This window comes from Okeania sp. SIO2C9 (assembly GCF_010672455.1).
Lineage (GTDB): Bacteria > Cyanobacteriota > Cyanobacteriia > Cyanobacteriales > Microcoleaceae > Okeania.
Genome location: NZ_JAAHGO010000012.1, coordinates 592987 through 616939 on the forward strand (window position 1 = coordinate 592987; position 23953 = coordinate 616939).

The following is a 23953-nucleotide window of genomic DNA, read 5'->3' on the forward strand; positions in this document are numbered from 1 at the left end:
CTATATCATTAATTATCTCGAAGCTTAAGTTTATACCCCCTAAATAAATAAAATTTACCCATAGCTATTTGAGAAGTATTTCATAGGAAAATGCTGATGATAAAAAGCTATTTAATATTAACTCTGGACTTTGATAGAAAGTAACTAGCGATCGCCACGGTAAAAATTAACAACAGAAATGTTACTACGACTAAAGAAGCTCCATAACCAAAGTCTAAATAACGTCTAATAGTGGCATATATATAGATAGAAACTGTTTCTGTTTTTCCAGCAGGTCCACCTCCAGTCATTACTTGTACTAAGTCAAAAGTACCAAATGCTTGAGCAAATCTGAATAACAAAGCAATTACTATTTGTGGGATTAATAATGGGATTGTAATTTGTCGAAAACTTTGAATGGAGTTAGCACCATCAATAGCATGAGCTTCATATAAATCAGAAGAAATAGATTGTAATCCTGCTAATAAAATTATGGCTATAAAAGGTGTTGTTTTCCAAACATCAGCAATAATAATTGCTAGCATTGCTCTGAATGGATCGCCTAACCAAGTAATATTAGTTTGAATTAATCCTAAACGGAGAAGTATATCGTTAACTATACCAAATTGGTCATTAAAAATCCATGCCCAAGCTAACCCCATAACTGCAGTTGGTAATGACCAAGGAATGAGACTAACAGTACGAACAAAACCTCGTCCTCGAAATGATTTATCTAAGATAAGAGCGATACTCATTCCTAATATTAATTCTAGAAAAATGGAGATGGTTGTAAATATAGTAGTGTTCCATAAACTTTGCCAAAAACGACCATCATTTAACATTCGACTGTAGTTTGTTAAGCAGGAAAAAATAGGCTTTAATTCAGTACCTAAATTTTCTGTAAATAGACTTAGCCAAAAAGCTCTGCCAATGGGATAAACAAATACGAATAGTAATATTAGAATAGCTGGTAAAATCAAGAGCCATCCTGTTAATTTTTCTCTTTTTTCAATTGTGTTTATTGTCATTAATCTAGGTGGTAATTTCAGTTAATGGAACCTACAACCTAACAGCTAATATCATGTCCGGATAATTAACGATCAAAAAATTTTTGTTTGTAGTTGGGCTTTAGCCCCAAGATAGATATTTCATGGGCTAAAGCCCAACTACGAGCTTTAATTATAACTATTCAAGCGGACATGATATAACACCTACAACCTAATACCTTTTTCAAGTTCCCAATAAAGCACGAGTTTCTGCTGCTGCAGCTTTCATTGCTAATTCTGGAGTACGGGAACCAGTCAGAGCAGAACTAAGATAACGTTGTAAAATATCTGAAGCTTGAGCATATTGAGCAATGGGAGGACGTAATACAGAATTTTCAACTACTGGAAATAAGTTTGGTAAGTAAGGAAATTCTGCTACTAGAATATTGTCTTTAAAAAGTGATTTTCTGGCAGGAACAAGACCTGTTTCTAAAATAAACTTACGTTGAACTTCTGGTTTGTTGAAGTATTGAATAACTTCCCATGCTTCCTCTGGATTTTTTGTACTTTTAACTATTCCTAACCCCCATCCACCCGAACAAGCTCCACTTTCCTTTCCTGAAGCATGAACCATTGGTTTAATAGCAAAATTTCCAGCTATTTCTGATTTTGATGCTAATGGATATACATAAGGCCAATTGCGCAGAAAAACTGTCTTACCACTTTGGAATAAACGACGGGTTTCTTCTTCTGCATAAGTAGTTACTCCAGGAGGAGAAATTCCTGCGGTAATAGTTGTGCGTAAAAAGTCTACTGCTTCTATCGCTTCTGGTCGGTCTAAACCCACTTCATTTGTTTCTGAATTTACCCAAAAACCTCCATAACCTTTGAGAATTTCGATAAACATTGCCGATAAACCTTCATATTGTTTACCTTGCCAAAGATATCCCCATTCAACTAATCCTTGCTGTTGTAATTCTTGTGATATTTTGATTAGTTCCTCAAAAGTATTGGGAGGTTCAAATCCACCTTTTTTTAATAAGTCTGTTCGATAATAAAGCATACCTCCATTGGAGATTAATGGTAGCCAATAAAGTTTATTTTTGTAAGTTCCTCCTTCTATATCTCCTGACAAATATGTTTCTTTTAATTGTTCTTTATCAATTTTTTCTGAAAGGTCTTGTAACCAATTAGCAGCAGCAAATTTTGGCACCCAAACTGTATCCATATAAGCTAGGTCATAGGGAGAATCTCCTAATAAAAAAGAGGATGTATAAAGGTCTTCTACTAAATTAGTATCGTTAGGAGCTTTGACAATTTCTAAGTTAATATTTGGGTGAGTTTTGTTAAAGTCTGTTTGAATTGGTTCTAATTGAGTAGCTGTAATAGCTGACATTAATACTTGGATAGTTACAGGTTTTCCTTGGGTCAGTGCAGGTGAAATTGAGCTATATAAAATACCCAGGAAAGTTGCTACAATTAAGATGCTTATTTGGAATTGTTTTTTCAGTCTAATTCTTAGTGATTTTAACCAGCCATGAATTTTTGGTTTGAGTTTTTCTAGAGTAGGGTTGAAAAATTTAGTATGTTTCATTATTTTGGTAGATTTAAGAATAAACAATGGCTTCATCTAATTGAATAACTTTCATCATCCACGCCCCCTAAATCCCCCAATTTTGGGGGACTTTTAAAAGCAAATTGACTCTTGTTCCCCCCAGAATTGGCTTGCTCGGGGGGCAAAATTCAGTATCAAAAAACTTTTCAGATATCCTCTAAGAAAGAAATCAATAAATCCTCCTATCTAATTCGGATTATTTCAGCTCGTAAAGCTATTTCAGTTAAAGTTTATCAACAGAGGCAATTATGAAATCAGAATACGATTTTTCCCAAGCACAACAAGGCAAGTTTTACCATCCCGATGCTAAGTTTAATTACTCCATTTATCTCGAACCAGATGTCGAACAATTTATCACTAAAATTGCTGAACAGAGAAAAATTAACGTACAAGTTTTAGTCAATGAATGGTTGAGAAATCATATTAAAAATATGACTACTGAGTAAAATTATTTTTCCAAAGCATCCCAAAGTTCAGACATCGGTTCATCAAAATCAGCAGCAATTTTGATTGGCATTTTTCGTAATGGATAATTTTTTGTAAGTAAGTAGGTGAAAAAATTTACAAGTACGTCATTGCGACTGGAGCGGAGCGGAAGGAAGCAATCTCAAGGGTTTCAACTACTTTAACATTTCATTACATAGTGACGTTTATTCGCGCCTACCTACTTAGATGGATTAGAAATAGTATAAGGAACAATACGAGCAACTGGCAAACCTTGGCGGGTAATGACAACTTCAGACTGGTTAGCAGCAATTTCGTTAATAATTACTGTTAGATCGATATTGGTTTCGTCTATGTCCAGATGTTTCATACTTTCACAGCGATAATGATTTTATATTCTAATTTTAACATGAGAAAAGAGGGAATAGGAATATGAATAATCTGAAATATGAAGCCCAATTTGCAGTTTGTATTAAAAATTAAAGATGATCCTGTTTATTTGGAATTACATAAAATTTATGTGGTTTTAACTGATGAAGAAGCAACAAAAGATGGTGATTTAAGAATAGTTGATGAAAGTGGAGAAGATTATCTGGCGTTGCTGATTCTGGGTATGATACAAGCCCCCCTAGCCCCCCAATTTGGGGGGGGATAAAACTCTAAAAGTCCCCCAATGCGTGGGGGATGCGCGGGGGCGTGGAGCAGAACCAAACAATCACGCATTCATACTTCAATTCAGCAACGCCGATTATCTTTATCCTGCCGATTATTTTGTAATAATTGAATTGCCAAAAATTGTTCAAAATGCTGTTTTAGCTATTGTTTGATTAAGTTATTATTAGAAAGTGAAGAATTATGGATGAACAAAATTTGTGACTGAAACTGTATATATCGAAACCAGTATAATTGGCTATCTAACTCTCAGATCGAGTAATAACTTAATCCTGATGGCTAATCGACAAATTACTATGGATTGGTGGGAAAAATGCCGGAGTCAGTTCACACTTTACATCTCTCAGGTAGTTTTAGATGAAGTAGCTGAAGGAGATACCGAAATAGCTACTAAATGACTGGAGATTTTGCAAGATTTTCCCTTACTTGGATTAAATTTAACGGTAGAAAACTTAGCCAAAAAATTTTTGACTCTAAGCAACTTACCCCCTAAAGCTGCTAATGATGCATTACATATTGCCCTGGCTACATTCTATGGTTTAGATTACCTGTTAACATGGAATTGTAAGCACATTGCTAACGCCCAGATTCAGAAAAAATTAGGACAAATTAGTCTAGAATTTGGATATCCTTTACCAACTATTTGTACACCTTTGGAGCTAATAGGAGATTAAATAAATATGTGGCATGATGAAGTATTAGCAGAAATTTATAAATACCGAGAAGAATATGCTAAATCCTTTAATTATAATTTACACGCTATGGTTAAAGATTTAGAAAAAAAACAAGCTGCTAGTGGCAGACAAATTATTTCGACTCCAATCAAACCTACTCGCCAAGAAAACAAGTCTTTAGTTGAAACTTAAGTGGTTTTAACTGATGAAGAAGCAACAAAAGATGGTGATTTAAGAATAGTTGATGAAAGTGGAGAAGATTATCTTTATCCTGCCGATTATTTTGTAATAATTGAATTGCCCAAAGTTGTTCAAGATTATGTTTGGGCTATTGTTTGATTAAGTTCTTATTAGGAAGTGAATAATATGGATGAACAAAATAAACAAGCATATATTAATCTAATTGAATAATTTTTCTAATTCGGACTATTTGAGCTTTTCAAGCTACTTTAACTGAAATTCAAGTTTATCAACAGAGGCAATTATGAAATCAGAATACGATTTTTCCCAAGGATGACAAGGCAAGTTTTACCATCCCGATGCAAAGTTTCATTACTCAATTTATCTCGAACCAGATGTCGAACAATTTATCACTAAAATTGCTGAACAGAGAAAAATTGACGTACAAATTTTAGTCAATGAATGGTTGAGAAATCATATTAAAAATATGACTACTGAATAAAATCATTCTTCCAAATCATCCTAAAGTTCAGACATCGGTTCATCAAAATCAGCAGCAATTTTGATTGGCATTCCTCGTAATGGATAATTTTTTGTAGATTGGTTAGAAATAGTATAAGGAACAATACGAGCAACTGGCAAACCTTGGCGGGTAATGACAACTTCAGACTGGTTAGCAGCAATTTAGTTAATAATTCCTGTTAGATCGATATTGATTTTGTCTATGTCCAGATGTTTCATACTTTCACAGCGATAATGATTTTATATTCTAATTTTAACATGAGAAAAGAGGGAATAGGGATATGAATAATCTGAAATATGAAGCTCAATTTGCAGTTTGTATTAAAAATAAAGATTATCCTGCTTCTTTGGAATTATATAAAATTTATGTGGCTTTAACTGATGAAGAGGCCATAAAAGATGGTGATTTAAGAATAGTTGATGAAAGTGGAGAAGATTATCTTGAACCTGCCGATTATTTTGTAATAATTGAATTGCCCAAAGTTGTTCAAGATGCTGTTTTAGCTATTGTTTAATTAAGTTATTATTAGAATGCGAATAATTATGGATGAACAAAATCAATAGACATATCTTAATTTAACTGAAATTCAAGTTTATCAAAAGAGGCAATTATGAAATCAGAGTATAACTTTTCTCAAGCATAACAAGGCAAGTTTTACCATTCCAATGCGAAGTTTCATTACTCCATTTATCTCGAACCAGATGTCGAACAATTTATCACTAAAATTGCTGAACATAAAAAAATTGACGTACAAATTTTAGTCAATGAATGGTTGAGAAATTATATTAAAAATATGAATACTGAGTAAAATTATTCTCTCAAATCATCCCAAAGTTCAGATATCTATATAATACCTCTATCTCCCAAACTATGATTGCTAACCAAAACACGAATTACATTCCTTCTGAAGAATATCTCACAGAAGAAGAACTCAGTCCCGTCAAACACGAATATATTGATGGACAAGTATACGCAATGGCAGGTGCTAGTGATGCCCATGTGACAATTGCTGGAAACTTATTTGCACTGTTAAGAAATTATCTGCGAGGCAGTGGTTGTCGTGTCTATATGTCAGATATGAAAGCTCATATAGAAACTACCAATACATTCTATTATCCTGATGTTATGGTAACTTGCGACGCCAGAGATAAAGCTTTGCCAAATCATAAAAAATATCCTTGTTTAATAGTGGAAGTTTTATCCGAAAGCACTGAAGCATTCGATCGCGGTGATAAATTTGCCAACTATCAGCAGTTACCAACTTTGCAAGAATACGTTTTAATTAACCAAAAACGCCAACGTTTAGAATGCTTTCGTCGCAATGCTGAAGGTCTTTGGGTATTGCACACTTATACTCAAGGCAGCGAAATTCACCTGGCAAGTATTAACTTTCGGACTAGCATTGATAGTTTGTATGAAGATGTCACTTTTGGAGAAACTCTGTAGATTTTGTTTCTGATTCTACTACATCAAAACTTTGATAAAAAACTTGCCAATTATAATAGATACTCAAGAGTCAACTATGAAATTAAAAGATTTAGAACCCCAACTTTTGGCACTAACTCCAGCAGAAAAATTTCAAGCTATTCAACTTTTAACTCAAAGTTTGGCTAATACTTGGTCTGGTATTGAAAAAACTCCCGGTGTTTGTGGTGGTAACGCCTGTATTGCTGGTACTCGCATTTCTGTTTGGGTATTAGTTAATGCTCGTCATTTGGGTGTGAGTGAGTCGGAATTGCTGCAAGACTATCCCAGTCTCCAAGCAGCGGATCTAGTTAATGCTTGGACTTATGCTCAGATATATTCTCAGGATATTGAGTTAGCTATTCAAGAAAATGAGGAGATCTAACTTGTGGTACGTCTCTAAATAAATGGAAAACTGAGTACACTTGTAACACAGATATTCAAGAAAGGAGATTTAACCTGTGGTACGTCTCTATGCTGACGAACAGTTTCCTAGACGAGTTGTAGAATTGCTCAGAACTTTTGGTCATGATGTTCTAACAGTACAAGAAGCAGGATTAGCTAATCAAAAGATTCCCGATCTAGAGGTACTAGCTTTTGCTACTCAAAACGAACGTGCAGTTTTAACTTTAAATAAAATTGATTTTTTTCGACTGCATCGTACATTATCAAATCATGGAGGTATTATTGCTTGCAAAGATGATTTTGACAGAGAAAGAATGGCTAACAGAATTAATGATGCAATTTCTACTCAAGAAACATTAACAGATCAATTGATTCGAGTTAAACTTCCACAGCATTAACGAAGTCAAAAATCAAAAGTCAAAAGTCAAAAGTAAGATTTTATCAGCTCAAAACTTTTACTATACAATAATTTCAGCCAATTATTTCACATTTAAAGTTGGAAACTATTTGTGACATCTTTAAAGTGAATTAGTATAAGTATGGCGATCGCTCAAGAGGTTTATAGTTGCTCTTTAGCACCAGAGGTCTATTATTTGAAAAGCTCTGATAATAAAATTTGTTATGATAAAAATTACGAAACACATATCAAAAAATATTAGACAAAAATGGCAGCAAACCAAACCAAGGTCTAAATTGATTCTTGGTTTTGTACTATTGTGCTTGAGTGTCAGAGCGCTCCCTATGTTTGCCCCCATTCGCCCTCAAGACATAGTTCAAAACCAGCAAACCCTAGAATTTATAGACCGCAACGGTTTGCCACTCGGAACTATTCTTACCCGCGACCAAGAAAATACAGTAGTCGTCCCCCTAGAACAAATTTCACCTCTATTTATCAACGCCATCATCGCAGCAGAAGACAAAAGATATTATCAACATGGCGCTCTAGACATCAAAGCAATAGGGCGATCGCTCCTGGAAGCTATCCAAGCAAAACAAATAGTTAGTGGAGCTTCCACTATCACCATGCAACTTGCCCGAATGTTGGAACCCACACCCCGCACCTTCGGCAATAAAATTCGTGAAATTTGGCTATCTTGGCGCATCACAGCAGGTATGAACAAAAGTCAAATCCTGCAAGCATATATCAACCGTTTACCCATGGGAGGAAATATCTATGGTGTAGAAGCAGCATCCCGCGCTTATTTTGGCATCTCAGCTACCGACCTCAACCTCGCCCAAGCAACTATTCTCGCGGCCTTGCCAAACGACCCCACTGACCTCAACCCTTACTATAATTGGAGTCTCCTCAAAAAACGCCAAATATACGTTCTTAAACGCATGGTTGAAGACAATTATATTACCAGTGCTGAAGCTGAAAAAGTACTTGCGGAAAAAATAACTCTACAACCAAAAAATCAAGGTATTATTGCTGCACCACATTTTCTATTTTGGTTATCTCAAAATCAATCCACTGCCATAAATCAAAACTTATCTACAACAACTACTCCTACAGTTATTCGTACTACTATTGACCGACCTTTACAACAATTTGTTACTACCCAAATCCAACAAATAATTCAAAATCTTACCCCTTATAATGTGCATCATGCTGCTGCTATTGTAATTAATAATCAGACTGGAGAAGTATTAGCTTATGTCGGTTCTCCAGATTATTTTAATACTCAAAAAATGGGTAGTAATGATGGAGTACAAGCACTACGTCAACCAGGTTCAACTTTAAAGCCTTTTTTATATCAATTAGCATTAGAAAATCAAGTAATTAACCCGAATACTATTTTGCCAGATGTACCGACATATTATGCAATTCCTGGAGCCAAACTTTATAGCCCTACTAACTATAATCAAGATAGATTTTTAGGACCTGTTATTGTCAGGGTTGCTTTAGCAAATTCTCTGAATATTCCAGCAGTAAGAGTATTAGAAAAAGTGGGAGTAGAGCAATTTTTAAACCGTCTACATCAATTAGGTTTTAAACATTTACAAGCCTCACCAGAACATTATGGTTTAGGTTTAAGTTTAGGAAGCGGAGAAGTTAGTTTATGGGAGTTAGCAAAAGCTTATTTAATTATGGCAAGACAAGGAGAAATTATTCCTGTTGTTACAAGGGAAAGGTGGGAAGCAGAAGGAAGAAGGCAGAAAGAATCCCCCCTAACTCCCTTTGAAAGGGGGGAAAGGCAGAATTATTTGGAAAAAATAACTTTTTTTCAAGATAGAATGAGAGAAGATTATTTACAGGCAAAAAACAAAAATCTACCTCCACTACCTAAAGCAAAATCTGAATGGATGTTAATTGCAAATATGTTAAGCGATACTCATGCAAGAGCAGCAGAATTTGGAGTTAATTCGGCTTTAAATTTGCCATTTCCAGCAGCAGTAAAAACTGGTACTTCCTCAGATTTTCGTGATACTTGGACAGTTGGTTTTACTAATGATTATACTGTGGCGGTTTGGGTGGGTAATTTTAGTGGGGAATCTATGGTGCAAATATCGGGAGTGATGGGTGCTGCGCCTTTATGGAATAGGATTATGTTACATTTGCACGAGAAGATGGAACCGACTGCTTTTCCACCGCCCAAAAATATGGTTCAACGCCCAGTTTGTACAATTTCTGGGTTGCGTCCGAAATCTGATTGTCCGTCGGTAATAACGGAGTATTTTTATCCAGAAAAATTGGCAGAATATGAGCATTTATCTGATCATTATTCGGTGGTAAATTTGTCTGATGAATATAATGAATGGTTGGCAAAACAGAGTCAATCTAGTTTGGTTTCTGGTGAATTAAAAATTTTGTTTCCTCAAGAAGATGATTATTTTTTAATGGATGATGTTGGAGGAGAGAAAAAATTAAAATTTAAGTTGGCAAACTCACGGGAAAATTCTGTGGAATGGTGGTTGAATGGAGAGAAATTAGCTGTTAATTCTGATAATTCTTTATTTTGGAAATTATCTCCCGGTAAATGGACTTTAGAAGTACGTTCAGGAGATATTATAGACCGAGTGAATTTTGAAGTTAAATTGCCGAATAAGTCTCCTTATAATGGGTTTTCTATTCGTGCATCTTTTGAAGAAGGGAATAGGGAGTAGGGAGTAGGGAAGATAGGGAGAGATTTTTTACCACTAATTAATAATATAGCAACTACTATTACGACTCTAAATTTATATTATGTGCCCCCTCCAGGGGAGTGTTTGTTTGTAGTTGGGCTTTAGCCCTAATACTAATACCACTTCTGAATAGTAATGCTATGTTTGATTACCATCTCACTAATCCCTATCTACCCATTACAAAGATATATAGCAAACTTTTTGAGATTTAGTATAAGTATTGTCAGGGCTTTAGCCCAACTACGAACCTGAGATTTAGTATCAGTATTGTCAGGGCTAAAGCCCAACTACGAACCTGAGATTTAGTATCAGTATTGTCAGGGCTAAAGCCCAACTACGAACCTGAGATTTAGTATCAGTATTGTCAGGGCTAAAGCCCAACTACAAGCCTAATTATAATTGTTCTACGCATTCCACAGAATAAACAACATAATATTAATCTTTTATCCTAGATGAATAAAGCATTTTTACTTCTTATACATAATAGTATATGAGACAGTAAAGCATAAATTACTCTTAATTTACTTTAGTCAATAATTGCATCTCTAATAATTAGCAATTCTCAGAAAAAATTACCATAAACTTAACTGGGTAGGCGACTGGTTAAGTAAATTCCAAGGCAGGGATGGAATAGGAATTTTTGCTGTTTCTAATAACTGTTGAAAATAACGTGCTGTACTAGGCGATCGCTCTTCTTCAGGGCAATGAATAAAAAAGTAAGTTGTTATATCTTGACGCAACCATTGCTCAATTTGAGTCACCCACTCTGTAAAAAAAATTTGATTTACTGATAACTGAGGATGAGAAATAAATCTCACAATGGTAAATGGAGCAGTCACCTTAAACTGTAAAGGTAAATTAGGTTTACGGTTTTGAGACCGCAACTGGGGATTATCCTTGCCAGTGTAGACAGGACGCGAGTCTAGCAAAACTTTCCCCACACCCAATTGTTTAAGAAGACTATTTAACTGTTGAGCTTGATAGTCTTCAAACCAGTCAGGATGCCTAACTTCCAAAGCTAAAGGCATCCCGTCTCGTGGCCAAGCTTGCAAAAATTCTGTGAGGTCATCAATTGAAGAGGGGCCGTAACTCGGCGGTAACTGAGCAAAAAATACACCCAGGCGATCGCCTAAAGGTTGCATCTTTTTGAGAAAGTCTAAAGCATCTGGGATAAAAGGTTTTAATAATCCATTATGAGTTATATTGCGCGGTAGTTTTAGACAAAATTGAAATCCAGGAGATGTTTGTATGGCCCATTTCGTCACAGTCTCTGGTTTAGGAGTAGCATAAAATGTAGTGTTACCTTCAACCGTAGTGAAACGACGACTGTAGAGAGAGAGAAACTCAGAAGGAGGACTTTTGGGAGGATAAAACTCTCCAACCCAAGGTTTAAATGCCCAAACAGCGCAGCCAAGAAAGAATTTTTTTTGAGTCATTTGAAGAAGGTTTTAGGTAAGCATTTAGCTGTCAGCTATCAGCTATCAGCCATCAGCTATTGCTGAATTAAGCTATGAAAGTAGGTTTATAGGGAAAAAAAGAGGTAATTAGGGCTTGCTGATTAAATATCAAAGCATTGACAGATAAAGATTTTAGCATTTTTTGGTATAAAAAAGTACTAGCTTTTCAGCTCAAAGAGCTGCATAAAGCTAGTATTTTGAGACGACTATGGCATAAAAATCAAGAGACAATTTTTCCGACTACCTCCTCTTAATTACCCATTTCTCCTGTCTCCTGTCTCCTGTTTCCTGTCTCCTCCTACTACTAAAAAAAATTTTCAGCAAACCCTAATTATTAATTATTCATTATTAATTATTAATTGTTAAGAATATCCACTAGCTGCCATATCGCATTCATAAATATAGTTAACTCTTTCAATTTTGGTAATATAATTTCCATCAGGATATAAGGTAAGTAATCGTAATCCAGGTGGTTGTTTATCTAGAAAAAATTTAGGATTTCCTGGTTGAAACTGAATACAAGTAGAAGGAGTTGATAAATAATTAATACCATTTATTTCTTTAGCAAATTCTTGATGAATGTGACCAGATAAAACAATTTTTACTTGTGGATAACGATTAATTATACTTAATAAATTTTCTGGGTTATGCAGAAGAATTTTATCCATCCATTCGGAATTAATTTTTACAGGAGGATGATGCAAAGCAATTAAAACTGGTTTATTTCCAGTCATTTTAATGTTATATTCTAACCACTCTAAACTTTCTGGAGAAATTTCACCATAAACACATCCAGGCACATTGGTATTTAGTAAAAAAAAGTTCCATCCACCCATTTCAAAAGATTTTTTCGCAGAAATAGGAGCAGAATTTAATACCCGTTCCATTGTAGGTAAATGATCGTGGTTTCCTGCTATCCAGTAAGTAGGAATGTTCAGAGGACTCAGTAAAGATGCTAAACGTTGATATGATTCAGAAGTTTCATCTTGGGAAAGGTCTCCAGTAAGTAGTAGTACATCTGGTTGAGGTTGCAACTGTTTGAGTTTCTCCAAGACTTTCACAAAAGAGCTTTCCGTGGGAAGTCCATACATTGTTCCCTGAATAGAGTCTGCAAATAGATGGGTATCGGTAATTTGAGCAACAAGCACAGGAGGTTGGAAAATCATTGTTACTGAGGAAATTTTGTGATAAGTGATACAGCAGTAAGGAAGAAGCAAGAAGGAAAAATCTTAGGTTGCCTAAGTTTTAAGTTTTAAGCTTTTATCTGTCCTAACCTTTCCTGGGACTACTATAAGAGCATTAAATTATTAAAATAACTTCAAATATTTGTCCACAGTGCAATTCAAAACATCAATTTAAGTGATGTAGATCACATTTATCCTTGAACTTGCCATATATTTGTGGATGGTGTATTATAATAATTAATGGTAGTAATGGCGGCATGGCCAAGTGGTAAGGCAAGGGTCTGCAAAATCCTCATCCCCCAGTTCGAATCTGGGTGCCGCCTTTGAATAGAGACGCAACTATTAACCAAAAACCTTGTTAGACCTATCCATTTCCTTGATTTTTGAGCGTTCAAAATCTCAAAAATCAACTTAAATATGGTAAGATATAGGAAACAATGCCTTTTGGAAACAGTTCGGTAGATTTTAGCTGCCTGGCGAAGTTAGCTCGGATACCAGCACTACCCAGGCGTGAAAACGATTCTTCTGTTATCACTCGTAGAAGAAAGGTCTCGGACGCGCTAGTTCTTGAAGGATTAGCTTTGCAGCTCATCTGCCTTTAGTGTTACGGTAATGCCATAATATTATCAAAGATGTTCAGCTATGAATAGATTTGATAAGGTTAAATGTTGCACCATCTCCCCATCTCCTGATCTCTCCCAACTATAATAATAAGTATTCAACCGGATTTGATATTATTTCTGCTTTGAGGAGAGATTTATTCTCAATGAAAAATCCAGATTTGATGTTACTAATCATCAAGTGTTATTAACTGGTCAATTAAGAACAATAAAACTAGTAAAATTTAACATAAATAATTATTTTTCAAGAAACCTTCTCTACAAAATATATGGGGTTGCACATTCTGGAATGATATTGCCAAAAATTAGTTTAGACTTTGACTAAAAAAAACCTAATATTAATCATTCTAGCAATTGATTAATCCAAAATCCTGTTCATCAAAAATCTAAAATCATTCGTCACTATGCAACACCAAATATATTGTCAGATTAAATGATAATATTTAGATAAGTATAAAGTAACGGAAACAGGCTCATAAAAACACTAACTTCAAAGAAATTTTAGTGATAAATACCGAAATTATAGCAGTTTTCATTAACATAGAATACAGATATTTTTGGCTGAAAGTCAGAAGGCAGGAGGCAGAAGGCAGAAATTTTGTAGTCTAACTTTGTGAAAACGACTATAATCCGATACACTTACTCAATTGATTCAACCACACATTGTCAAAAAAATGGTCGCACAAATACCTAATAGCAACTACGAAACTCAAACCCAAGAAATAGCAAAACAACTCCTAGCAGCAACCCAAGAAAAAAACCGTTCCTGGTTAGGCCAACTGCAAAATCAAATGCGGTGGGATGATAAACTCCTAGACTGGGCAATGGCGAACCCTGGTTTGCGAGTACAACTATTTCGCTTTATTGACTGTTTGCCAGCATTACACAGTAAACCAGAAATAGCTGCTCACCTCCAAGAATACCTGACTACTGAAGAAGTCGAATTGCCAGAAGCTCTCAAAAAACTCCTCAATTTCGCCAACCCAGACTCAGTTCCCGGTAAACTCGCTGCGACTACCGTTGCACCCGCAGTTGAAACTCTCGCCCATAAATACATTGCAGGGGAAAACATCAAACAAATAATTAAAACTCTAGAAAAACTACGGAAAGAAAAAATGTGCTTCACCGTAGACTTACTCGGAGAGGCAGTAATTACTGAAACTGAAGCACAATCATATTTAGACCGTTATCTAGAACTGATGACTCAGCTCTCTCAAGCTGCTAAAAACTGGTCATCAGTACCCCAGATAGACGAAGCAGACGGCGAACAACTACCAAAAGTGCAGGTATCAGTAAAACTTACAGCATTTTATTCCCAGTTTGACCCCCTCGATGCTAAAGGCAGTCAGGAACGAGTGAGCGGACGCATCCGTACTCTACTCCGACGTGCCAAAGAACTAGGTGTAGCAGTTCACTTTGACATGGAACAATATAGCTACAAAGACCTAACTATAGCTATTCTCAAAGAACTGTTGATGGAGGAAGAATTCCGCAACCGTACTGACATTGGCGTTACTATCCAAGCATATCTGCGGGATAGCGACAAAGACTTGCAAGGAATCATTGACTGGGCAAAACTCCGGGGTTATCCTGTCACCGTTCGACTGGTTAAAGGTGCATATTGGGATCAAGAAAGCATCACAGCTTTACAAAACGACTGGCCGCAACCAGTTTTCAACGATAAACCAGAAACCGATGCCAATTTTGAAAAGCTGACTCAGATGATGTTAGAAAATCATCAATATATCTATTCAGCTATCGGTAGTCATAACGTTCGTTCTCAGGCAAGAGCGATCGCTATTGCTGAAGCATTAAAAGTACCCCAACGTTGTTTCGAGATGCAAGTTCTCTACGGTATGGGCGATCAAATAGCTAAAGCATTAGTGGACAAGGGTTATCGCATCAGAGTTTACTGTCCCTACGGCGACCTACTACCAGGAATGGCATATTTAATTCGTCGTCTCCTGGAAAACACTGCTAACAGTTCATTCCTCAGACAAAGTTCAGAAAATGTTCCCGTTGAAGAATTGTTAGCGCCTCCCACTACTAATGGCAAAACAACAATTCACGATATTGTTAAACCTGTTTTTCCTAATGCTGCTGATAGCGACTATGCTGATGCTGCCCAACGACAACAAGCTTATAATGCTATTGCTCAAGTACGACTAGAGTTAGGCAAAACATATCTCCCGCTGATCGACGGCGAATACATACAGACTGAGCAAATAGTAGATTCCGTTAACCCCTCAAACCCAAAAGAGGTAGTCGGGAAAATTGGTTTAATGTCTGTAGAACAAGCAGAACAAGCAATTAAAGCAGCTAAAGCAGCATTTCCTAGTTGGCGGAAAACACCTGTTACAGAGCGAGCAGGGATATTACGAAAAGCGGCTGAGTTAATGGAAAAACGTCGCCACGAACTTTCAGCGTGGATGGTATTAGAAGTTGGGAAACCCCTTAACCAATGTAATGCGGAAGTTTCTGAGGCAATTGATTTTTGTCGCTACTATGCTGATGAAATGGAAAGGTTAGACCAAGGTTATAAATATGATGTAGCTGGAGAAACTGACCGTTATTATTATCAACCTCGTGGTATTTCTTTGGTGATTTCGCCTTGGAATTTTCCTTTAGCTATTCCTACAGGAATGACCGTTTCATCTTTGGTGACTGGAAACTGTACTTTGTTGAAACCAGCAGAAGTGTCATCTGTTATAGCATCTAAAATTGCTGAAATATTAGTAGAAGCTGGTTTTCCCAAGGGAGTATTTCAATTTGTACCAGGAAAAGGTTCGACAGTGGGTGATTTTATGGTGAAACATCCAGATGTTAATAGTATTACTTTTACTGGGTCTCAGGAAGTCGGTTGTCAAATTTATGCAGAGGCGGCAATTTTGCGACCTGGGCAAAGACACCTGAAGCGGGTTATTGCTGAGATGGGTGGTAAGAATGCGATTATTGTTGATGAGAGTGCGGACTTAGACCAAGCAGTTGCTGGTGTGGTATATTCTGCTTTTGGTTATAGCGGACAAAAATGTTCTGCTTGTTCCCGGGTTGTGGTTTTGGCACCAATTTATGAAGCTTTTGTGAATCGTTTGGTGGAGGCTACGCGATCGCTGAATATCGGAGATGCGGAGAAACCCAGTACACAGGTGGGTCCGGTGATTGATGCTAAGGCACAAAAACGGATTAAGGAATATATTGAGCAAGGTAAGCAGGAAAATGAAGTTGCTCTGGAGATGGCAGCGCCAGATGATGGTTATTTTGTTGGTCCGGTGGTATTTAAGGATGTTTCACCCACGGCAACTATTGCTCAAGAGGAAATATTTGGTCCGGTGTTGGTGGTAATGAAAGCGCAAAGTTTTTCAGAAGCATTGGAAATTGCTAATGGTACAAATTTTGCTTTGACTGGTGGGTTGTATTCTCGTACTCCTTCTCATATCGAACAAGCAAAAGCAGAGTTTGAAGTGGGGAATTTGTATATTAATCGTGGAATTACAGGAGCGATCGTTTCCCGGCAACCATTTGGTGGGTTTAAGTTGTCTGGTGTTGGATCGAAAGCTGGAGGACCTGATTATCTACTGCAATTTTTGGAACCGCGCACGATAACTGAGAATGTGCAGCGGCAAGGTTTTGCTCCTATTGAGGGCGTGCAGTAGGGGAGTGTGGGGAGTGTGGGGAGTGTGGGGAGTGTGGGGAGATGGGGAGATGGGGAGATGGGGAGTGTGGGGAGATGGGGAGATGGGGAGATGGGGAGATGGGGAGATGGGGGGATGGGGAGATGGGGGGATGGGGAGGTGGGGAGTGTGGGAAGCACAGGGTAGGGTATCCAAAAAAATATAGGGTTCTTAATATTCTCTGACTACAAAGAATTAGTCCTGCTGACCCGTATTCAAGTAGAGCATCCAGTTACCGAAATGATTACGGGTTTAGACTTAATTGCTGAACAAATTCGCATTGCCCAAGGTGATAAATTAAAGCTTACCCAAGACCAAGTTATCCTCAAAGGTCATGCTATTGAATGTCGGATTAATGCCGAAGATCCTGACCATGGCTTTCGTCCCCAGCCAGGGAGAATTAGCGCTTACCTGCCACCGGGAGGTTTAGGTGTTCGCATGGATTCCCATGTCTACACAGATTATGAAATTCCTCCCTACTACGATTCTTTGATTGGCAAGTTAATTGCTTGGGGCCCAGACCGCAATGCAGCAATCCAGCGCATGAAACGAGCCCTGAGGGAGTGTGCTATTACTGGTTTGTCAACCACAATTGGTTTCCATCAAAAAATTTTAGAGACACCAGAGTTTCTTGAGGGCGATATCTATACCAACTTTGTCGAGCAGATGATGCAACAAGCAGAAGGTTAATTCGTGACGTTATCCCACGGTAAATCTTCGAGGTGCGCTTTCCACTGCGGAGGAAACCTCCGCGTGTGTCGCACCTCGATTATACTGGGGGATTCTCAAGATTACTCTTTAAGCTAGCCTTCGGCATGGCGAGAGCTTAACGCTAAGGCGCTTCACGGGCTGTCTACCGACTAAGCCTCCACACGCAGAAACGATGAGTCCCACCGCTGTTGTGTAGTGAAAACTTGTACTACACACCTAATTTCCTTGAAGATTTTACATACAANTAATTGTAGCTGATAGTGACTCAATGGATAGACGACTGAACAAACTTACTCATTTTAGTTAGATAGCTATAGTAATGAGTAAGTTTGATGAACTTTAGAGAAGTTTTCACTTTCTGTCTTTACCCCCTTAATATCTGTATTCTATTTTTTAGCTTGCTTGTTCATTCCATCGAGACTTTAATTGTAGTGATTTTCTAATAGATAGACTACAGTGGCCAAAGTATTTTCCTACTCCCTCTCTTGGTGCGCGTTCCCTTGCGTCTGTCACCGACGCGGGGTCGCACCGCTACTCCCTAACTCAAAAGAATTTTGTAGTTACTAAAATGGGTAGTCCTGCATGGTAATGGTGAGGATATATATTTTTTAATTTTTCTCACACTCCCCATCCCCCATCTCCCCACACTTCTTTTACCATTACTATGCACCACCACCCTAAAATGAATTGCGCTGTAAAATTATCTTTTTATTTTTGGTTTAATACCCCACCCTCTACAGGGTGTTAACAATTGGTTGGGGTTATAAGACACGGAGTGGCGTGTCGAAGACTATCCCCATCCATTTTTTCTTCCTTCTTCCTTCTTCCTTCTTCCTTCTTCCTTCTTCAAGGTGTATTTTGCACAGGCCAGATATTTTGTGGAACAAAACACAGCTTATTAAACTTCTATAAAATCAGAAAATTACTCTCTTACTCGCACATCAATCACACTAGCATTAAAATTATAATCCGCTCCCTCCAATTCAATTGTCATACCAATTTTCACCTTAATATTTCCCAATACAGGACCATCATCAGTCAATCTACCTTTACCTTCCAAAGTTAACAAAAGATTCCGACTAAAAAGTTCTTTCTCTCTAGGATCGGGTAAAGCTTTGACCGAGCCATCCGGCTGAGGAACTGCCACTTTTCTAGTCATAAATTCAACAGATTTTAGGTTAACTTCTCCATAAGGTTGATTTCTAATAATTAATTGAGTGTTCTCTCCTTCCCTTAATAATTTTTCAGGGTTGCGCCCTTTTAAACCTAAAGCAATAGCATCTACTTCCATTGGTTTAGTAGTAATATTACCCACTTGAGCAACAGAAGTTTTATTAGTACCAGGAACAATAAATATTCCTAGTAATACCATTAAAATTATTAGCACAGCGCCCAAATCTAAGACACTGACTTTACCAAATAATCGTCCTTGAGAATCCAAAATTTTCATAATTTCATCAACTAATAATTACAAGGTGGTTAAACCCAAATTTTTAGGGTGCTGAAGGCTATTTGCGGAGTATTCCTGTACGGAAATACTGTTTGCTCCCCATTCCGGTACGGAAAATACCGATCGCTAGTTAGCCAGGATAGTTAAGTAATACATACTGATAACTTTCATTCAGAAAATATCCTCTTAGAGATATTACCATTTATATGATGTTTAGTAAAACACCAATAATAGAGTTTGCTCGTTGTACAGTTACACAATAAATCTAATTAGAATGCTCAAGGGTTATTTCAGTTATCAGTTATCAGTTATCAGTTATCAGTACCTCTGCAATAAGGAGGTTTGACCTTGGCGAATATTCTCTTTTTTTTATCTCCTTAAAATGGGAGATTTTTCTCATAATTAATAATTCATAGTTAATAATGGATAATTACCTCTTATTTTCAAGGAGAGGATTGACGAAAAAGGTTCTTTTTCTGGTTTATCCTTGAAAGGAGAGGGTTTGATGATCATTAATAATTAATCATGAATAATTACCTCTTATTTTCAAGGAGAGGATTGACGAAAAAGGTTCTTTTTCTGGTTTATCCTTGAAAGGAGAGGGTTTGATGATCATTAATAATTAATCATGAATAATTACCTCTTATTTTCAAGGAGAGGATTGACGAAAAAGGTTCTTTTTCTGGTTTATCCTTGAAAGGAGAGGGTTTGATGATCATTAATAATTAATCATGAATAATTACCTCTTATTTTCAAGGAGAGGATTGACGAAAAAGGAATTTTTTTTCTAGTTTATCCTTGAAAGGAGAGGGTTTGATGATCATTAATAATTAATCATGAATAATTACCTCTTATTTTCAAGGAGAGGATTGACGAAAAAGGAATTTTTTTTCTAGTTTATCCTTGAAAGGAGAGGGTTTGATGATCATTAATAATTAATCATGAATAATTACCTCTTATTTTCAAGGAGAGGATTGACGAAAAAGGAATTTTTTTCTTATTTATTCTTGAAAGGAGAGGGTTTGATGATCATTAATAATTAATCATGAATAATTACCTCTTATTTTCAAGGAGAGGATTGACGAAAAAGGAATTTTTTTCTTATTTATTCTTGAAAGGAGAAGCTTTAAAACTTAATTATTCGGTAATGCTCGTGAGGTTTTAAATGGTAGTTATATATTTTTTCGGCGATATAGCGCTACGCATTAAGGTGTTTGACATTTATCAAAATAATATGGGTCTAACACCCCGCCTTTTAAGGCGTAATATTTTTGGAGCGGGGCTTAAATCCCCTACTTCCCCTCCTGGGAGGGGTTAGGGGTGGGTTAACTTCTGACTCACAGGAGTGCGCGTTCCCTCTCTTGGTCAGCGTTCCGCAAGCGAGCTGGCGTCGTCGCGGGGTCGCACCCCTACTGACTTCTGACTTCTGACTTCGTTAAAAACCCTCTTAGCGAAGCTTTTCCGCACCAAAAACCCTTTAACAGTTTACTATTCCCTATTCCCGATTCAAGTAGCGCTATAATTTTATTAAAAAAATCAGTTCAGTGGGTGAAGATAAGGAAGTTTAGCTAATAAAAAACTCCTTTATCTTCGGTAGTAAAATTAAGTTTTAGATTTCCGGAAAATCCATCAATAACTTTTGTAGTGAATGGCAACAACAACCAAATATCATTCGCTAATTTATTTGTAATAGCAGTTGAAGGAAAAATTAGGATATATAGCAGTCGAAGGAAAGGTTAGGACAAATCAAAAGCTTAAAATTAAGACAAAGTAAGATTTTTCCTTCTTCCTTATTTATTCTTTTTCCTTCTGCTATAAATCTAAAATCTAGTCCAGGATGGCGGAAATAACTTACCAGTTACAAAATGCTAAAACAATTACAAATAAATACTTTTGACTGTCTTGAGTGTGTCTTACATCCTGAGGAAACCTCAGAATTACACACTCGCTTTTAACTTTTGACTTTTAACTTCCGCGTAGCGGCACTAGTACCTTTTAATTTAAAAGCTCATGTTGAAAAAATTATCTCTAATTTCCCGCTCTTCCTTTCGTCAAGTATCATACCCATTAATATCTGTAATGGTCGCTGCTAGTTTATGTGCAGGTACAGCATCTCCCAGTCAAGCTATCCCCTGGAGAGAATTAATTTTCCAGAGTATTCAGATGATTCAAATTTCCAACCTGTCTGACCCCCAAGAAGTTGAACTTGGTAAACAAATTAATCAACAAATATTGAAACAGAGAAACGTTAAACTTTATCGCGATCGCGCAGCTAACGAATATATTAATAGAATTGGCCAAAGATTGGCAGCAGCAAGTCCCCGTCCAGATATTCCCTATACTTTTCAAGTAGTAGAGGATGACAGTATAAATGCTTTTGCCACTATGGGAGGTTTTGTCTATATCAATACTGGTTTAATGAAAGCTGCAGAGAACGAAGCAGAATTAGCTAGTGTTGTTTCTCACGAAATTGCCCATATTGCTAGTCGTCATGCGGTCAAACAGTTACGTCAGACATTATTGGCCCAGGGTTTAGCTACAGCAGCAGGTGTGGATGATAGTGTTGCTGTCCAAGTTGGGGTAGAATTAGCATTACGGCGGCCTAAAAGTAGGGAGGCAGAATTTGAAGCTGATGCAATAGGTATTGAAACATTAGGTAGAGCGGGATATGCTCAATATGGTGCAATTACATTTATGGAAAAATTGCTAAAAAAAGGTTCTCCACCATCTTTTCTTAGCACTCATCCCGCAACATCAGCGAGGATCGAGCAAATGAAACAAATGATTAATCCGGAATTTGCTTACAATGGTGATGGGTTGGATGATACACGTTATCAGGTCACTGTAAGTCGATTAATTCCATAGTTATATCATGTCCGGTTGAATAGTTATAAATAAAAATGGAGGAGTTATGAGTTATGAGTTATGAGTTATGAGTTATGAGTTATGAGTTATGAGTTATGAGTTATGAGTTATGAGTTATGAGTTATGAGTTATGAGTTATGAGTTATGAGGAGGGAATTTTAAGCTATAAATGAAGAGAAAGTTTTTTGATCACGCTCTTTCCGGACATGATATTAGGAGTATGGGAGTGGGGGAGTTAAGGGGAATTCAACAATTAATAATTAATAATTTATTATTACTTCTCCTTGAAAAGAAGAGGATTGACTAATCATGAAAATTTTTTCTTGTTTTTCCTTTAAAGGAGAGGCTTTAAACCTTAATTATTCGGTAAATATAAGAATAATTAATAGACGCTCTGGCTAATAATTATCAAAATTTTAATTTCACCTGTGTTAATTACTCAATAATTGAAGTTTTACTTAACAAAAGCATTCTTTTTTCACCCTTGGTATTAGCCTTAAAAGTAGCAACTACGAAGCTCAAATATAAGAATTTTTTCAAGTTTTTTTGACTGATAATCATCATCATTAAAATTCTCAGGACTTACGCAAATTGACTTTTCAACCACCATCTGTAGGGGCAAATGGCATTTGCGTAAGTCCCGATCTATTATTTTTACTTTTTACCTATTTTTTTCTTCAATATCCGGTGCATCTCATATTTGCAAAAATACTTTTTTCCTATATATTTACTGTTGCCTGTTACCTGTTGCCTCTCTTGGTAAGCATTCCCTTGCGTCTGACGCCGACGCGGGGTCTGACCGCTGTTACCTAAAAGCGATAAATTTTTAGCTTTATTCACGCATTGAGATGCACCCTCAATATCTGTTTATTCTTCCTTCTTCCTTCTTCCCTCTTCCTTCTTACTTCTTGATACAAAAATCACTAATCCAACCTCGCTGTACAAATAATGGAAGTAATGAACCCACATCAACTTTAGGCTCAAGATCGGCAACTTTTTCGCAAACAATTTCAAATGGATAATTCTCTTGAAAAATCTTTAGTAATTCCCATTCTTCATTATTTGGTAAATCAATTCGCATATCATAACCCTGTCGCCACAAAAATATTTTTACCCCACCTTCATCTAGACTTACCATTTTATCCCCTTGATGATCGGGTTGATTGACTTGCCAAATCCTATGAATAGGATAAATAGACTCTAATAAAACACTATTTTTCGGTAAATACAAAATCAACTCTCCCCATTTTTCTTGAGGAATTTCACCCAAAGCTTGAAAATCTAAACCCTTTGTATCTTCACCACAAAAAACTCGATGCCAATGCCATTCTAAACGTGCTATATCTGGCAGATATGGTAAATGTTTTACTGGTTGAAAATCTGCAAGGAAATCTGCAAACTGTTCTCCATAATCTCCCAAATCAGGTGATAAACAAGGAAACTGATTAATAAACTTTAATGCAGTTGCTTCAAAAAACTTTTCTCCCACTAACTGACATAACACAGGATAAATTGACGTTAATGTACTACTCAAATTTCCAACAACATTACCTCTGTAAATTGCCAAACCTTCCGCAGGAGTTAAATTATTTGGCGCTTTAATATGTTTGCTTAATTCTTCTATACTAATACTGTCTTTTTTCCATACAGCTTGGAGAAATAAATTTTGTAGAGTAATATTTTCCATGATCAAATAATTAATAATTAGGGTTTACGCTCAAAAGTCTTTTAGTAGGGGTAGGAGACAGGAGACAGGAGACAGGAGACAGGAGAAATGGCTTGGGAGCGAGGAGGTAGGAGCAAGAATTGTAAGAATGATTTTTATGCCCAACTATGAGCCTAAAATACTAAATTCTTGAGCATGAATAGCTGAAAATTTTGCACTTTTTTAGACAAAAAAAAACTAAAGTTTTTATATGTAAATGCTTTT

General features: G+C 36.6%; 20 protein-coding genes, 1 tRNA gene and 2 pseudogenes. 15 read left to right on the forward strand and 8 right to left on the reverse strand.

All coding sequences use genetic code 11. From position 1 onward, the window contains the following. Positions 1–107: 107 nt before the first annotated feature. Positions 108–1007: a carbohydrate ABC transporter permease gene (locus tag F6K23_RS12855; protein WP_293155597.1), complete on the reverse strand. Its 900-nt coding sequence runs from the start codon at positions 1005–1007 to the stop codon at positions 108–110. A 202-nt stretch (positions 1008–1209) separates the two neighbouring features. Beyond that, the gene (locus F6K23_RS12860; protein WP_293155600.1) at positions 1210–2559 is read right to left on the reverse strand and encodes an ABC transporter substrate-binding protein; all 1350 of its coding nucleotides are present in this window, start codon (positions 2557–2559) and stop codon (positions 1210–1212) included. 269 nt (positions 2560–2828) lie between these two features. Here F6K23_RS12860 and F6K23_RS12865 point away from each other — a divergent pair, with 269 nt between their 5' ends. After that, positions 2829–3026 carry a hypothetical protein gene (locus F6K23_RS12865; protein ID WP_293155603.1) on the forward strand — a complete coding sequence of 66 codons (198 nt, stop codon included), beginning with the start codon at positions 2829–2831 and terminating at the stop codon, positions 3024–3026. 218 nt (positions 3027–3244) lie between these two features. Here F6K23_RS12865 and F6K23_RS12870 read toward each other — a convergent pair whose 3' ends face one another. After that, a complete protein-coding gene (locus F6K23_RS12870) occupies positions 3245–3394 on the reverse strand; it encodes a type II toxin-antitoxin system Phd/YefM family antitoxin (protein ID WP_293155606.1) in 150 nt (49 codons plus the stop codon). A 90-nt stretch (positions 3395–3484) separates the two neighbouring features. Between F6K23_RS12870 and F6K23_RS12875 the strand changes: the two genes are divergently transcribed. From F6K23_RS12875 to pbpC, 9 genes and pseudogenes are all read left to right on the forward strand, one after another. Continuing rightward, positions 3485–3679 carry a hypothetical protein gene (locus F6K23_RS12875; protein ID WP_293155609.1) on the forward strand — a complete coding sequence of 65 codons (195 nt, stop codon included), beginning with the start codon at positions 3485–3487 and terminating at the stop codon, positions 3677–3679. A gap of 217 nt (positions 3680–3896) precedes the next feature. Beyond that, positions 3897–4370 (forward strand): annotated as a pseudogene (locus F6K23_RS12880) (type II toxin-antitoxin system VapC family toxin). A gap of 6 nt (positions 4371–4376) precedes the next feature. After that, positions 4377–4562, forward strand: coding sequence for a hypothetical protein (locus F6K23_RS12885; RefSeq protein ID WP_293155612.1), 186 nt, complete (start codon positions 4377–4379; stop codon positions 4560–4562). Continuing rightward, positions 4563–4709 carry a hypothetical protein gene (locus tag F6K23_RS12890; RefSeq protein ID WP_293155615.1) on the forward strand — a complete coding sequence of 49 codons (147 nt, stop codon included), beginning with the start codon at positions 4563–4565 and terminating at the stop codon, positions 4707–4709. A 644-nt stretch (positions 4710–5353) separates the two neighbouring features. Further along, positions 5354–5587 carry a hypothetical protein gene (locus F6K23_RS12895; RefSeq protein WP_293155618.1) on the forward strand — a complete coding sequence of 78 codons (234 nt, stop codon included), beginning with the start codon at positions 5354–5356 and terminating at the stop codon, positions 5585–5587. Between the two features lie 356 nt (positions 5588–5943). After that, entirely contained in the window at positions 5944–6519 is a 576-nt protein-coding gene (locus tag F6K23_RS12900) for a Uma2 family endonuclease (protein ID WP_293155621.1), read from the forward strand. Between the two features lie 76 nt (positions 6520–6595). Beyond that, positions 6596–6922 carry a DUF433 domain-containing protein gene (locus F6K23_RS12905; protein ID WP_293155624.1) on the forward strand — a complete coding sequence of 109 codons (327 nt, stop codon included), beginning with the start codon at positions 6596–6598 and terminating at the stop codon, positions 6920–6922. 76 nt (positions 6923–6998) lie between these two features. Then, positions 6999–7340 carry a DUF5615 family PIN-like protein gene (locus F6K23_RS12910; protein ID WP_293155627.1) on the forward strand — a complete coding sequence of 114 codons (342 nt, stop codon included), beginning with the start codon at positions 6999–7001 and terminating at the stop codon, positions 7338–7340. Between the two features lie 223 nt (positions 7341–7563). Beyond that, complete coding sequence (pbpC, locus tag F6K23_RS12915) at positions 7564–10047, forward strand: penicillin-binding protein 1C (RefSeq protein WP_293155629.1); 2484 nt, start codon at positions 7564–7566, stop codon at positions 10045–10047. A gap of 590 nt (positions 10048–10637) precedes the next feature. Here the strand turns inward: pbpC and F6K23_RS12920 are convergent. Together F6K23_RS12920 and cpdA are read right to left on the reverse strand one after the other, a co-directional pair. Next, the gene (locus F6K23_RS12920; RefSeq protein WP_293155632.1) at positions 10638–11501 is read right to left on the reverse strand and encodes a DUF72 domain-containing protein; all 864 of its coding nucleotides are present in this window, start codon (positions 11499–11501) and stop codon (positions 10638–10640) included. Positions 11502–11884: 383 nt separating this feature from the next. After that, positions 11885–12688 carry a 3',5'-cyclic-AMP phosphodiesterase gene (cpdA, locus tag F6K23_RS12925; protein ID WP_293155635.1) on the reverse strand — a complete coding sequence of 268 codons (804 nt, stop codon included), beginning with the start codon at positions 12686–12688 and terminating at the stop codon, positions 11885–11887. A 269-nt stretch (positions 12689–12957) separates the two neighbouring features. Between cpdA and F6K23_RS12930 the strand changes: the two genes are divergently transcribed. From F6K23_RS12930 to F6K23_RS12945, 4 genes and pseudogenes are all read left to right on the forward strand, one after another. Continuing rightward, positions 12958–13029: transfer RNA gene (locus tag F6K23_RS12930), tRNA-Cys, on the forward strand. Positions 13030–14000: 971 nt separating this feature from the next. Further along, on the forward strand, positions 14001–16979 hold the full coding sequence (pruA, locus tag F6K23_RS12935) for an L-glutamate gamma-semialdehyde dehydrogenase (RefSeq protein ID WP_293155638.1): 2979 nt from the start codon (positions 14001–14003) through the stop codon (positions 16977–16979). 13 nt (positions 16980–16992) lie between these two features. Further along, positions 16993–17163: a hypothetical protein gene (locus F6K23_RS12940; protein ID WP_293155641.1), complete on the forward strand. Its 171-nt coding sequence runs from the start codon at positions 16993–16995 to the stop codon at positions 17161–17163. 41 nt (positions 17164–17204) lie between these two features. Next, positions 17205–17687, forward strand: a pseudogene (locus tag F6K23_RS12945) (acetyl-CoA carboxylase biotin carboxylase subunit); the annotation flags it as partial. 559 nt (positions 17688–18246) lie between these two features. Here the strand turns inward: F6K23_RS12945 and F6K23_RS12950 are convergent. Both F6K23_RS12950 and F6K23_RS12955 read right to left on the reverse strand, forming a co-directional pair. Next, complete coding sequence (locus F6K23_RS12950; RefSeq protein WP_293155644.1) at positions 18247–18384, reverse strand: hypothetical protein; 138 nt, start codon at positions 18382–18384, stop codon at positions 18247–18249. A gap of 246 nt (positions 18385–18630) precedes the next feature. After that, complete coding sequence (locus F6K23_RS12955) at positions 18631–19158, reverse strand: DUF4330 domain-containing protein (protein WP_293155647.1); 528 nt, start codon at positions 19156–19158, stop codon at positions 18631–18633. A gap of 2010 nt (positions 19159–21168) precedes the next feature. Here F6K23_RS12955 and F6K23_RS12960 point away from each other — a divergent pair. Further along, complete coding sequence (locus F6K23_RS12960; protein ID WP_293155650.1) at positions 21169–22023, forward strand: M48 family metallopeptidase; 855 nt, start codon at positions 21169–21171, stop codon at positions 22021–22023. A gap of 901 nt (positions 22024–22924) precedes the next feature. Here F6K23_RS12960 and F6K23_RS12965 read toward each other — a convergent pair. Beyond that, the gene (locus tag F6K23_RS12965; RefSeq protein ID WP_293155653.1) at positions 22925–23710 is read right to left on the reverse strand and encodes a DUF2063 domain-containing protein; all 786 of its coding nucleotides are present in this window, start codon (positions 23708–23710) and stop codon (positions 22925–22927) included. Positions 23711–23953 lie beyond the last annotated feature (243 nt).